This is a genomic window from Bradyrhizobium sp. ISRA436 (assembly GCF_029910015.1).
Taxonomy (GTDB): Bacteria; Pseudomonadota; Alphaproteobacteria; order Rhizobiales; family Xanthobacteraceae; genus Bradyrhizobium.
Window position 1 is genome coordinate 673956 of sequence record NZ_CP094519.1, and the last position, 12260, is coordinate 686215.

The following is a 12260-nucleotide window of genomic DNA, read 5'->3' on the forward strand; positions in this document are numbered from 1 at the left end:
TCTCCCTAAGGCCGAACCAGCGTGTATCCGTTCTCGGTCAACCGCAGGATCTGCGCGACGCCGACCTGCACCGGCGTGGCGACGGGGATGTAGTCCGGCCGCTTCCCAGTCTCGCGCTCGATCGTATCGACGGTGTTCAGGCAGATATCGACCCGCACGCCCTGCGCTACCAGGCTCTCGACCAGCTTGCGGTTCGGATTGTCGGGCTTGAGCAGATCGATGCCGGGGCCGAAGGCGACGATCTCGATCGCCACCTTGTCGGGATCGTAGCGCTTCATCAGATTGTTGGCGACGCTGATCACGAGACCCTGCTTCTTCGGATCGTTGTCGGAGAGCTGCAGCACGACCTTGTGCTCGGCAAACGGCTTGTCCTGCAGCGGCGGCTCCTGCTGGGCGTAGGTCGGCGGCGCCGCGAGGGCGATCAGCGCAAAGCAAAGCATCGTGGTGATCGCCTGCCGCATCGTCATCCTTGCCTTACGATACCCGGATTGTCGTCGACGCCCTTCAGCGTCACGCCCGGCGCGGCACGGTTCGGCGGCCGTCCGGCACGCAGGTGCTTTGCGACGATATCCCAGATCGGCGCGCCCTTCTGTTCGTTGACCGACGCCCAGCCCGCGACCTTGTAGCTCTTGCGGGCTTCGAGATGCTTGCCGTTGGCGAGCTTCAGCTCGGAGATGCGCTTGCCGACGGTTTCCGCTGGCGCGCAGGTGTAGGCGAGGCCGCCGACGCGGACCATGTCGCCGCCCTGCTGATGATAGGGATCGGCGTTGAACAAATTGTCGCAAACGTCTTCCAGCACGTCCTTGATCCGGCTGCCGGTCATGGTCGTGACGTAGGTCTCGGGATAGGTGATCGCAGTTTCCGACAGCACGTCTTCCATGGTCAGCGGCTGGCCGGCGAGCATGGTGAGACCCCAGCGGAAGCCCGGCGACAGTGCGATCTGGGCATCGAGCTCGTTCAACATCGCGTCGCAGATCAACTGGTCGACGGTGCCGGAGAAATTGTCGCGGCGGTAGAGCAGGCGGTCGGCGGAGGCGAGCTTGTCGCCCCACTCGCCGACATACGGCTCGCGCACCCGGTCGATCAGCCCCTGCATCGCAGGGTCAGGCTTCAACAGCTCAGAGAACACCGGCAGCAGCCGGTAGCGTACATTGGCGACCTTGCCCTTGGCGAGGTCGAGATCGAGCACGCCAAGAAATTTGCCGTTCGAGCCGGCGTTGGTGACCAGCGTCACGCCGCCGGCATTGGTCACCGTGATCGGCAGCGGGATCGCATCATGGGTGTGACCGCCGAGGATGACGTCGATGCCGGTGACGCGGCCCGCGAGCTTGAGGTCGACATCCATGCCGTTGTGCGACAGCAGGATCACCGCCTCGACCTTGTCGTTGTTGCGGTGAAAGTCGACGAGCTTCTGCAACTCCTCGTCGCGGATGCCGAAGGTCCAGTCCGGCGTGAAGCGCCTGGGATGCGCGATCGGCACGTAGGGGAATGCCTGGCCGATGATCGCGATGCGGTGGCCGCCGATCTCCTTGACGACAGACGGCTTGAAGACGCGCCCCGAGGCCGGGTCGAACGCCTTCGCGTCGTTGAACGCGGCTTCCTCGGTCAGGAACACGTTCTGCGCCAGGAACTCGCCCTTGAAGCGGGCGAGATTGTCGCGCAGGGCCTGTTCGCCATAGGTGAATTCCCAATGGCCGGTCATCGCCTCGATGCCGAGCAGGTTGGCAGCCTCGACCATGTCGGCGCCCTTCACGGCGTTGGCGAGCCCGGTGCCCTGCCAGAGGTCGCCGCCGTCGAGCAGAATCGAACGGCCCTGGCCGGCATCGGCGCGCAGCTTGTCGATCAGCGTCTTCAGATGTGCAAAGCCGCCCAGCCTGCCGAAGCGGCTAGCTGCCTTCTCGAACTCGACGCTGGTGAAGGCATAGGCATCGGCGCTGTCGGGCCGGATGCCGAAACGGTCGAGGAACGCCTTGCCGACCAGATGCGGCGGCTGGCCGGCCATCGCGCCGACGCCGAGATTGACGCTGGGCTCGCGAAAGAACACCGGCCTGAGCTGCGCGTGCGTATCCGTCATGTGCAGGACGCGCGCATTGCCGAAGCGTTCGAGATCGTAGACGCTTGCGGTGTCGGCGCTGCGCGCAGAGCTCGCCGGCAGGCCGGCCGTCAGCGTTGCGGCGGCCGTCGCTCTCAAGAAATCCCGGCGGCGGATGATCATGATTTTCTCCGCCCGGCCCGCTTCACCTCTCCCCATCGGGGAGAGGTCGGCGCGCAGCGCCGGGTGAGGGGCCGCGGGCCACACGAGAGAATGTAACCCTTCACCCGCGCCTTTGGCGCGACCTCTCCCGATGAGAGAGGTGTAGCACCGGCGATGCGGAATGAGTTCATTGTCATCTCAACATACGTCAGCGAATTTCCATGTCCTTCCAGCGTTGCTTCTCGCTGGTGGCCTGGAAGATCGAGGCCTTTGCCAGTGCTTCCGCTTCCTTGGCCTGCGCGACCGCGGTGTCGAAGTCGCCGGTGTCGGCGGCCTTTTTCGCCGCAGCCAGCTTCGAGGCGGTGGTGGTCCACTGGTTGCGCAGCGAGCCGGCTTCCTTGTTGGCGGCTTCGGCTGCCGCATAGGCCGCCTTGTAGTCGGCCTCGGAGGCGGCGAGGGCGCTCGCTCCGTTCGCGATCAGCAGCACGGCTGCGAAGATGATCGCCGTTCTCATGGCCGCGCTCCCGGACCCGAGATCGGCAGCCCGTTGCTGACATAGGAGAGATAGTATTCGAGGTTGCGATACTCGTCGTCCTGCGGGTTGAGCGGCACGGCGCGGGTCTGGCTGTTGCAGCTGGTGAAGCGGCGGCTGATCGTGCCCATGCCGCTCCATTCCGAGCGGTAGATCGGCATCGCGTTCAGGATGCCGAGCGCCGGCGCCAGCACCTCGGCGCGGATCCGCTCGCCCGGGCTCTGCACATGGCAGGTCGCGCAGGAGAAATTGAGCTGGCCGCGGCGGGTATAGAAATATTCCTTACCCTTCTGATAGGCCTCGAGCGCGCGCGGATCGTTCGGGATCTTGATGTCCATCGGCTTGCCGCGCGAGGTGAAGGCCATGTAGGCAGTGAGCGCCGCCATGTCGTCTTTCACGTAGGACAACGGCGCCTCGCCATTGGCCTCGCGGCAGCGATTGAGCGCGAGCTCGAGCGTGACGACCTTGCCCTCCTTCTCGTCGAAATAGGGATAGTTCTGGCGGATGCCGATGCCCTTGTTCGGGAAACAATCGGCGTAGCTCTTGCCGTTCTTGAACGGCTTCGAAAACATCTCCTTGCCGGCCTCGAGCGAGAACTCGTAGGGCGGGAACTCTTCCTTCTCTTCCCACTGCTTGTGCAGGTCCTCATTCATCGAATAGGGACCGTTGACGAAATCCTCCAGCTTCAGCTTGGGAAATTTGGTGGTGAAGTATTTCTGGAAGGCGGCCTTGTCAGCCGCAGGATCGATCGTGTCCGCCCCGTGCGCCGAAGGCGCAAGCGCCAGCACGCCCAGCGCAAGCGCTGCGGTTGCGACATGAACAGGACGACGCCGTGTCATTGAATCTTCGCCGTGGTGCTGTCGGTCGCGCCCTTGTTGTCGACCCAGCTGATCTTCAGATCGTCGCCCTTCTTGCCGCCCTTGAAGGCGAACTTGACATAGGGGTCCTTGGAGACGCCGCCGCCCCAGTCGGCGATGAACACCGGCTTGCCGTCATGTTCGAAGGTCAGCTGCTGGATGAAATGCGGCGGAATGATCTCGCCCTTGGCGTCCTTGACGAAGCCGGAATCCATCGGATGCTGGATCAGCGCCTGTACCTCGGTGGTCTCACCGTTTGACGTGGCGCGCACGCGAATGCTCGATGCCATCGGATTATTCCTTTATGGTTTGCGCATGATCTTGTCGGAAAACCGGTTCCCACTTTTCCGGATCATGCGTGGTCAGCCGCCGCAGCCGCCGACGGTGACCTTGACCTCCTTGGTGGCGCTGTAGAGCTTGCCGCCGGCCTCGACGATCACGATCACATTGCTGGTCTTCGCCATCTTGATGCGATTGGAGACGCTCGGCAACGTGCCTGCCGGAATTCTGTACGAGGCCACCAGCGCGATCGGGTTCTCGCTGACCAGGAACGAGATCGAAGTCACGTCGGCGAGCGTCGTGGTGGCCGAGATCGGCACCACCGCGCCGTTCTCGGCGATCTCAGGCGCGTCCATCTTCACCTTGTCGGACGGTTCGGCCGTCTTGCCATAGAGCGCCTTGATCGCGTCGGCCTCGTTCTTCTGCTTGAACGCCTCGGTCGGGTAGGGGGCGTTGGCGGCCGCGAGCGCCTGCCGCACGTCGAACGGGATGACGCCGAGGCCGATCAGCGCGGCGACACCTGCGCCCTTCAGCACCAGGCGGCGCGTCCCGGAAAATTTCTTGGTCGTGATGCTCATTCCAAATACTCCTAAAGCGACCGTCGCGGCGTCACAGCGTCTGCAGGAAATCGACCACCGCGCTGATCTCTCTCTCAGTCAGGATCCGGTTTCGTCCGAATGGAGGCATCACGGTGAGCGGGTTGCGCTTGGTCTCGTCTGACACGATCGCGGTCAGCTCGTCGCGGCTGTATTTCTTCTGGAGGTCGGTCAGCGCGGGGCCGATCGTGCCGGGCAGGTCGCCGCCCTTGATCACATGGCAGGTCAGGCAGTTGCCCTTGCCGCGGTCGAAGGCGAGCTTCTGGCCCTCGGCGGCGGACTGGGCCTGTGCGGGTGCAGCCACTGCCGCGCCCACCAGCAGCGCCAGCGCGAGGGCCGGCTTGGAGAAGTTGGCGATCAAGGGTGTTTCCCGGGCTTCAGTCTCGATGATCCCATCGCAATATCGCAATATCGAGAGTGGAAAGCACAAAGGCGATCGATTGGCAATGTGCAGGACGAGCGCGTCGCGTCGGGGGTTAACGTCGGTGCGATGCACCGCGATGGCGCGCGGAACCAGGCCGTCTTGCGCGCCTTCAGCCTGTCATGATCGTGCGGTTGAGATAGGGGTGAGCCGAGGAGAGCGCGGTGGCGGAGTATGTCGCAGAGTTCGGCAAGGATGGCCGGCCAGTGGAGGCGGACGGACGGCTCGATGCGGCCGCTTTCCACCGCAACCACGAGCCGATCTGGGCGGTGCTGCGGCCGTTTCTGGCCGGTCAGTCCGGTGACGTGCTGGAAGCCGGCAGCGGCACCGGGCAGCATGTCGTGCATTTCGCGCGTCAAACGCCCGACATCACCTGGTGGCCGAGCGACCTCCACGCGGCGCATTTGAGGAGCATCGTGGCGTGGCGTGCCCATGCGGGCCTCCCCAACATCCGACCGCCCCAGCGGATCGACCTGTCGGATCCGGAATGGTCGCCTGTGCCATCAGGGGGCAGCGACCCGGACAAGCTGCTCGCGATCTTCTGCGCCAACGTGATCCACATTGCGCCCTGGCGCGTCGCCGAGGGCCTGTTCGCCGGTGCTAACAGGCATTTGCGCCTCGGCGGCCGGCTGTTCCTCTACGGTCCGTTCAAGCGCGACGGCAAGCACACCGCGCTCAGCAATGCAGTGTTCGACACCTCGTTGCGGGGGCGTGACGCGGAGTGGGGCGTGCGCGATATCGCCGACCTCAAAAAACTGGCCAGGAGCGTCGGCCTGAAGTTGGCTGACGCGTTCGAGATGCCGGCCAACAACATGATTCTGGCGTTCGCGCGGGACTAGCTGCTGCGCTCACCGGTCGCCGTCGATTCCAGCCGATCTTGTCCTTCAGGAGGGCGTAGCGATAGGCCGCCGGGATGATGCGGAGCTCGGCTTGCGGGTCCATGTCCGCTCTTCCGCCTGACAATGTGTCATTTGACACACTCCTGTGTGTTAAATAGCATACCTCAACAACGGAGGCCAGAATGGAGAGGCGGCTTTATCCGGCGGTGCTGGAGCGCGGTCCGCGCGGTGCGTTCGGCGCATGGTTTCCCGATTTTCCGGGCTGTGTGGCCGGAGGCAGATCGCAGGAAGAGGCGATCGAACGCGCCGAGCATGCGTTGGCGCAGGCGGTCGACGGCTGGGTCGAGCAGGGTCGCGTGCTGCCGGAGCCGACGCCGATCGAGCAGATCGTGGCCCCGAAGGGCTCCGACGTCGCCGCCTACTTCATCGTCGGTGTGGATCCGCCTGATCCGTCCGAGAGGGTGAATGTCTATCTGCCGAAGAGCCTGATCGTGCGGATCGACAAGCGCGCCGCCGAGCTCGGCATGAGCCGCTCGAGCTTTTTCGGTTTTGCGAGCTCGCTTGCGCTCGAATGGCCGGGCGGATATCCACGCGGCGCCCCGATCGCGCCACGTTCCAAGGTGCACAAGACCGGCGCGTTGCGCGCCGGGAAGCGGCCGGCCAAGAAGCTGATGCGATAGGGACGCGCGACAGCAATCCTGGTCGAGAGGAAGCAGGATGGGTTCTTCCTCGCTGACGCTCCTCGCGATGACCGGAAAGACGAGCGAAGCGAAGCAATCCATCGCGCGGCGTACGCGGAAGTATGGATTGCTTCGTCGCTTTCGCTCCTCGCAATGACGGACTGCATGCATTCACCGCCTCTGAGGAGCCGCGAAGCGGCGTCTCGATGCGCGACGGTCCGGACGGTGGCCCGTGCATCCTTCGCGGCTCGCCCAGCAGTGCAAATGCGATGCAAGGCTCGCGCCTCAAGATGACGGAACGGGCAGAATGATCTGCTGAGCCGCATTTCATTGCATTCTCGCATGGGGTGCGCCCATTTGCGTCGGTTGATCGCGCCGAGCCCGCTCTTCATAGTGCCGGCAACAGGGGGCTCCCGCCGGGGGACGCTCAGGGCGGGAATGCCGATGACCGACGTGACAGCTTTGGACGAAGCGGCCGACGACGCGCGGGCGCGCGGCAACGTATTGCGGCTCGCCGCGGCGCAGGCGCTGACTGGCGCCAATTCGGCTGTGATCTTCGCCACCGGTTCGATCGTCGGCGCCACGCTGGCACCGAGCATCTCGCTCGCGACGGTGCCGCTCTCGATGTATGTGCTCGGGCTTGCCGCCGGCACGCTGCCGACCGGCGCGATCTCGCGGGCCTATGGCCGCCGTGTCGCCTTCATCATCGGCACCGGCTGCGGCACGCTCACCGGCTTGCTCGGTGCCTGGGCCATCCTGCACGCGTCGTTCTGGCTGTTCTGCGGCGCGACCTTCCTCGGCGGACTCTACGGCGCCGTGGCGCAATCCTATCGCTTCGCGGCGGCCGATGGCGCGAGCGCCGAGTTTCGGCCCAAGGCGGTGTCGTGGGTGATGGCCGGCGGCGTGTTCGCCGGCGTGCTCGGGCCGCAGCTCGTGCAATGGACCATGGACGTCTGGCCGCCCTATCTGTTCGCCTTCTCCTTTGTGATGCAGGCGCTGGTTGCGCTGGTCGCGATGGCGGTGCTGTCCGGCGTCGATGCGCCGAAGCCCGCGGCGGCGGACCTGCATGGCGGCCGTCCGCTGCTCGAGATCGCGAAGCAGCCGCGCTTCATTGCCGCCGCGCTGTGCGGCGTGATCGCCTATCCGATGATGAACCTCGTGATGACTTCGGCGCCGCTCGCCATGAAGATGTGCGGGCTCACGGTGAGTGACTCCAATTTCGGCATTCAATGGCACATCGTGGCGATGTACGGCCCGAGCTTCTTCACCGGCTCTCTGATCGCGCGGTTCGGCGCGCCGGTGATCGTCGCGCTCGGCCTGATCCTCGAAGCGGTGGCCGCGATGATCGGGCTGTCCGGCATCACCGCACCGCACTTCTGGGCGACGCTGATCGTGCTCGGGGTCGGCTGGAATTTCGCTTTCGTGGGTGCCTCCGCGCTGGTGCTGGAAACCCACCGGCCGCAGGAACGCAACAAGGTGCAGGCCTTCAACGATTTCCTCGTCTTCGGCATGATGGCGATCGGCTCGTTCTCCTCAGGCCAGTTGCTCGCCCACTACGGCTGGAACGCCGTCAACATGGTGGTGTTCCCGCCGGTGCTGCTCGGCCTCGTCGTGCTGTCGCTCGTGTCGTTCGCCAAACGCCGAGCGAAATTACGGGCGATGGACGAGATTCCGGATCCCAGCGTCTAGGCAAGAGCCGGAAACGAAAAGGTGCGTTGCGGTCTTCCCGCAGGGGCATGCGCAGCAGGTCTCCTGCTGCCAATTGCTGACACTTCGATCTGAATCGAAGTGATTGCCTTGCGTGGCTATTTACATCGTCAGAACCGGCAATTCCCTGTCATGACGATGTGAGAAGCAAGAGCAACAAAATGGACGCATCCTCATACACCCCGCCCGATGAGACCTCGCTGCGCTACGAGGGCTGGCGCATCGTCGTCGTCTGCTTCCTGCTTGCAACCTTCGGCTGGGGGCTCGGCTTTTACGGCCAGAGCGTCTATGTCGCCGAGCTGCAGCGGCTGCACGGCTGGCCGGCGTCGCTGATCTCCTCGGGCACGACGTTCTTCTACCTGTTCGGCGCGGCGCTCGTTGCCTTCGTCAGCGAGGCGATCAAGGCGTTCGGCCCGCGCAAATGTTTGATCGCGGGCACGCTCGCGATGGCCGTCGCCTCTGTCGCGGTCGGCGAGGTGCGCGAGCCCTGGCAGCTCTACCTCGCGGACGCCTTGCTCGCCTTCGGCTGGGCCGGCACCAGCCTCGCCATCATCACCAACACGCTCGGCCTGTGGTTCGACAAGAAGCGCGGCATGGCGATCAGTCTTGCGCTCAATGGCGCGAGCTTCGGCGGCATCGTCGGCGTGCCGCTGCTGGTCGCGGGAATTGGCGCGTTCGGCTTTTCGGGCGCGATGATCGCCGCCGCCGCGCTGCTGGTCGCGGTGATGGTGCCGGTGACCCTGATCTTCGTCGGGCCGCCGCCGGCTCATCTCCACGCGGTCACGTTGGCTGCGGCGGACGCGCCGTCGGCAACGCAGGTCCGCACCCGGGCGCTGCGCGACATCAACTTCCTCTCGGTCTCGGTCGCATTTGCGCTGGTGCTGTTTGCCCAGGTCGGCTTCATCGTCCATCTGATCGCGTTCCTGGATCAGGTGATCGGGCGCGAGCGCGCCACGGTCGCGATCGCACTGTTGACCGCGATGGCGGTGGTCGGCCGCGTCTCCTTCTCCTTCGTGATCGACCGGCTGAACCAGCGGCTGGCATCGGCGCTGTCCTTTGCCAGCCAGGCCGTCGCGCTGCTCGTCATCATCAACCTGCACAATGATGTCGCGCAGATCGCCGCTTGCGGGCTGTTCGGTTTCTCCGTCGGCAACGTGATCACACTGCCGTCGCTGATCGTCCAGCGCGAGTTCGATCCGCGCGCGTTCGGCGTGCTCGTCAGCCTGCTCACGGCGATCAACCAGATCACCTATTCCTTCGGCCCCGGCGTGATCGGATTGCTGCACGATCTTTCGGGCAGCTACACGCCGCCGTTCTATGGCTGCGTCGGTCTCGAGCTGATCGCGGCCGTCGCGATCATGATCCACCGGAGACCGTAGCCGACGTCGCTTTGCGGTGCGGAATTTGTCCCAGCGAGCGCAAGTCCCGGATTGCGCTGCGCCTCATCCGGGCTACGGAATTATGCCGCCCGCTGCTTCAAGAGGTCCTCGAGGTCCAGCCGCCTGGTGAACATCGCGAGCTTGCCGTCGGCCGTGCGCGGCCATTTGGCCTCGGGCCGGTCCCAGTAGAGCTCGACGCCGTTCTCGTCGGGATCGCGCAGGTATAGGGCCTGGCTGACGCCGTGATCGCTGGCGCCGTCGAGCGGAATGCCGGCGGAGAGCACGCGGTGCAGCGCGTCGGCGAGCGCTGGGCGGCTCGGGTAGAGAATGGCGGTGTGGTACAGGCCGGTGGTGCCGGGCGGCGGCGGATGCCCGCCTTTGCTCTCCCAGGTGTTGAGGCCGATGTGGTGGTGATAGCCACCGGCCGAGATGAAGGCCGCGCCGGAACCCATGCGCTGCTGCAGCTCGAAGCCGAGCACGCCGCAATAGAACCCCAGCGCACGATCGAGATCGGCGACCTTGAGATGGACATGCCCGATCCGGGTGCCCGCGATGATGGGAGGGGTCTGCGACACGTTCTGGCTCCGCTGGCGTGTGGCTTCCCACCCGCGGGAAGCCTCTAAACCTAATATAATCAGAATCCGCGGATCGAAGGGCGGTCGATCCGGAAACCCAAGGTTTCCGGAAGCGTCTCAGTTGCGGGCCGGAGCCCGCTACTTATGCCAGTTCCGACAGTTCGCCGCCGGGTACCTCGAACTCGAACGTGTTCAGCGTCATCGACACCATGGTGTAGTAGCCGCACAACCCGATGATCTCGACGACGCCGCGCAGGCTCAACAGTTCGACCGCCTCGTCATACAGCGGCTTGGCCACGCCGTGGCCCTCGTGCAACGACTTGGCGAGCTCGTAGATCATCTTGGCCTTGGGATCGTCGAAGGTCGGGACGCGTCGCACCCGGATGTCTTCGATGATCTTCGGGTCGAGGCCGCCTTTCAGTGCCAGGCGCTTGTGCGCATACCATTCGTAATGCGCGGTCCAGTGCCGGGCAGTGACGAGGATCGCGATCTCCGACAGCTTTGCCGGAAAGATCGTGTCAAAGCGCAGCACCTCGCCAAGGCGCGTGGCATGCCGCGCCATCTCCGGGCTGTTGAGCCAAGCCATCATCGGCGCCGGCGGGGCCCCGCGCTTGCCGGCGATCGACTCATCATAGGTTTCTTTTTGGGCGGCGTTCATTTCGCCAGGCGAAAGGAGTTTGAGCCGCATGTCCGTTTCCTCTTGCTTTTCAATCGTTACCCCATCTCGCGCATACACCCGATCCGGCAAAGTGACCACCGACAGCAGAGCATGGCGCGGTCGCAAGACATATTGAATTCCACGGGGCGCTGGCTAAGGTCGATTTCAATTCGTCGATTTTTGACCGGAAACGCACAATGGCTGACCTCGAGAAATTCCGCAGTGAGACCCGCGCCTGGCTGGAGCAGAATTGCCCGCCGGAGATGCGCAAGCCGATGACGTCGGATGGCGACACGTTCTGGGGCGGCCGCAACGCCAAGTTCTCCTCCGAAGCGCAACGCGTCTGGTTCGAGCGCATGCGCGACAAGGGCTGGACCGTTCCGCACTGGCCGAAGGAATATGGCGGCGGCGGCCTCGACGGCGAGGAGGCCAAGATCGTGCGCCAGGAGATGGCGGCGATCGGCGCGCGGCAGCCGCTCACCTCGTTCGGCGTCTCGATGCTCGGGCCGGCGCTGCTGAAATACGGCACCGAGGAACAGAAGCGGGAACATCTGCCGAAGATCACCGCCGGCCTGATCCGCTGGTGCCAGGGCTATTCCGAACCGAACGCCGGTTCCGACCTCGCCTCGCTACAGACCCGCGCCGAGAGCGACGGCGACGACTACATCATCAACGGCCAGAAGATCTGGACCTCGTACGCGAACTATGCCGACTGGATCTTCTGCTTGGTCCGCACCGATCCGGCGGCGAAGAAGCATGACGGCATCAGCTTCATCCTATTCGACATGACGTCGAAGGGCGTGTCCACCAAGCCGATCCTGTTGATCTCGGGCTATTCGCCGTTCTGCGAAACCTTCTTCGACAATGTGCGCGTGCCGAAGTCGCATGTCGTGGGTCAGGTCAACCGCGGCTGGGACGTCGCAAAATACCTGCTGCAGCACGAGCGCGCGATGATCTCGGGCATGGGCGAGCGCGGCATCGGCCGTCCACTCGGCCAGATCGCGGCGGACTCCGTCGGCGCGGACGCGCAAGGGAAGCTCGACGATGCGCAACTGCGCAGCCAGATCGCGACCTTCGAGGTGGATGAAGCGGCACTCGCCGCGGCCGCGGAGCGCGCGGTCGATCTCGCCAAGGCCGGGCAGTCTCATCCGGCGTTCTCGTCGGCGATGAAATATTACGGCACCGAGCTCAACAAGCGCCGCTACGAGATCCTGATGTCGGCGGGCGGCATCGATGCGCTGGAATGGGAAAGCGACCGCTCCAAGGGCGGCGCCCGGCCGCGCGCCTGGCTGCGCACCAAGGCGAACTCGATCGAGGGCGGCACGAGCGAGGTGATGCTCGGCATCGTCGCCAAGCGTATCCTCGATTTGCCGGGAGCGTGATCTTCACCTCCCCCTGAAGGGGAGGTCGGCGCGCACGGGAGCGCTTTTGCGCTCCTGAGCGCGACGGGCGGGGGTCAGCAGCAAGCACGGAGCAAGCGGAAGACCCCTACCCCAACCCTCCCCCTTTAGGGGGAGGGGGTTCAACCGTCAGAAAATTCATC

14 protein-coding genes are annotated in these 12260 nt (G+C 64.7%); 5 read left to right on the plus strand and 9 right to left on the minus strand.

All coding sequences use genetic code 11. From position 1 onward, the window contains the following. Positions 1-5 precede the first annotated feature (5 nt). The 7 genes from MTX23_RS03100 to soxX all read right to left on the minus strand — a co-directional run bounded on the left by MTX23_RS03100 (position 6) and on the right by soxX (position 4762). Positions 6-467 carry a hypothetical protein gene (locus MTX23_RS03100; protein ID WP_280975177.1) on the minus strand — a complete coding sequence of 154 codons (462 nt, stop codon included), beginning with the start codon at positions 465-467 and terminating at the stop codon, positions 6-8. After that, positions 464-2215, minus strand: coding sequence for a thiosulfohydrolase SoxB (gene soxB / locus MTX23_RS03105; RefSeq protein ID WP_280975178.1), 1752 nt, complete (start codon positions 2213-2215; stop codon positions 464-466). The genes MTX23_RS03100 and soxB overlap by 4 nt, the downstream gene beginning before the upstream one ends. Before the next feature lie 187 nt (positions 2216-2402). Continuing rightward, complete coding sequence (locus tag MTX23_RS03110; RefSeq protein ID WP_280975179.1) at positions 2403-2708, minus strand: hypothetical protein; 306 nt, start codon at positions 2706-2708, stop codon at positions 2403-2405. After that, positions 2705-3565, minus strand: coding sequence for a sulfur oxidation c-type cytochrome SoxA (soxA, locus tag MTX23_RS03115; RefSeq protein WP_280975180.1), 861 nt, complete (start codon positions 3563-3565; stop codon positions 2705-2707). Before soxA ends, MTX23_RS03110 begins: the two co-directional genes overlap by 4 nt. Further along, positions 3562-3873: a thiosulfate oxidation carrier complex protein SoxZ gene (gene soxZ, locus MTX23_RS03120; RefSeq protein WP_280975181.1), complete on the minus strand. Its 312-nt coding sequence runs from the start codon at positions 3871-3873 to the stop codon at positions 3562-3564. Before soxZ ends, soxA begins: the two co-directional genes overlap by 4 nt. A gap of 72 nt (positions 3874-3945) precedes the next feature. Then, positions 3946-4440 carry a thiosulfate oxidation carrier protein SoxY gene (gene soxY / locus MTX23_RS03125; RefSeq protein WP_280975182.1) on the minus strand — a complete coding sequence of 165 codons (495 nt, stop codon included), beginning with the start codon at positions 4438-4440 and terminating at the stop codon, positions 3946-3948. Between the two features lie 31 nt (positions 4441-4471). Next, positions 4472-4762 (minus strand): sulfur oxidation c-type cytochrome SoxX, encoded by a 291-nt coding sequence (gene soxX / locus MTX23_RS03130; RefSeq protein ID WP_280977962.1) that lies wholly within the window; start codon positions 4760-4762, stop codon positions 4472-4474. A gap of 281 nt (positions 4763-5043) precedes the next feature. Between soxX and MTX23_RS03135 the strand changes: the two genes are divergently transcribed. From MTX23_RS03135 to MTX23_RS03150, 4 genes are all read left to right on the plus strand, one after another. After that, positions 5044-5718: a DUF938 domain-containing protein gene (locus MTX23_RS03135; protein ID WP_280975183.1), complete on the plus strand. Its 675-nt coding sequence runs from the start codon at positions 5044-5046 to the stop codon at positions 5716-5718. Between the two features lie 182 nt (positions 5719-5900). Next, positions 5901-6398 (plus strand): type II toxin-antitoxin system HicB family antitoxin, encoded by a 498-nt coding sequence (locus MTX23_RS03140; RefSeq protein ID WP_280975184.1) that lies wholly within the window; start codon positions 5901-5903, stop codon positions 6396-6398. A 444-nt stretch (positions 6399-6842) separates the two neighbouring features. Next, entirely contained in the window at positions 6843-8087 is a 1245-nt protein-coding gene (locus MTX23_RS03145; RefSeq protein ID WP_280975185.1) for an MFS transporter, read from the plus strand. Positions 8088-8266: 179 nt separating this feature from the next. After that, positions 8267-9484 (plus strand): MFS transporter, encoded by a 1218-nt coding sequence (locus tag MTX23_RS03150; protein ID WP_280975186.1) that lies wholly within the window; start codon positions 8267-8269, stop codon positions 9482-9484. Positions 9485-9564: 80 nt separating this feature from the next. Here the strand turns inward: MTX23_RS03150 and MTX23_RS03155 are convergent, their stop codons facing one another. Beyond that, positions 9565-10059 carry a VOC family protein gene (locus MTX23_RS03155; protein WP_280975187.1) on the minus strand — a complete coding sequence of 165 codons (495 nt, stop codon included), beginning with the start codon at positions 10057-10059 and terminating at the stop codon, positions 9565-9567. Between the two features lie 142 nt (positions 10060-10201). Then, positions 10202-10747 carry a carboxymuconolactone decarboxylase family protein gene (locus tag MTX23_RS03160; protein WP_280975188.1) on the minus strand — a complete coding sequence of 182 codons (546 nt, stop codon included), beginning with the start codon at positions 10745-10747 and terminating at the stop codon, positions 10202-10204. 167 nt (positions 10748-10914) lie between these two features. On the opposite strand from MTX23_RS03160, the gene MTX23_RS03165 reads away from it, so the two are divergent. Then, a complete protein-coding gene (locus tag MTX23_RS03165) occupies positions 10915-12099 on the plus strand; it encodes an acyl-CoA dehydrogenase family protein (RefSeq protein ID WP_280975189.1) in 1185 nt (394 codons plus the stop codon). Positions 12100-12260 lie beyond the last annotated feature (161 nt).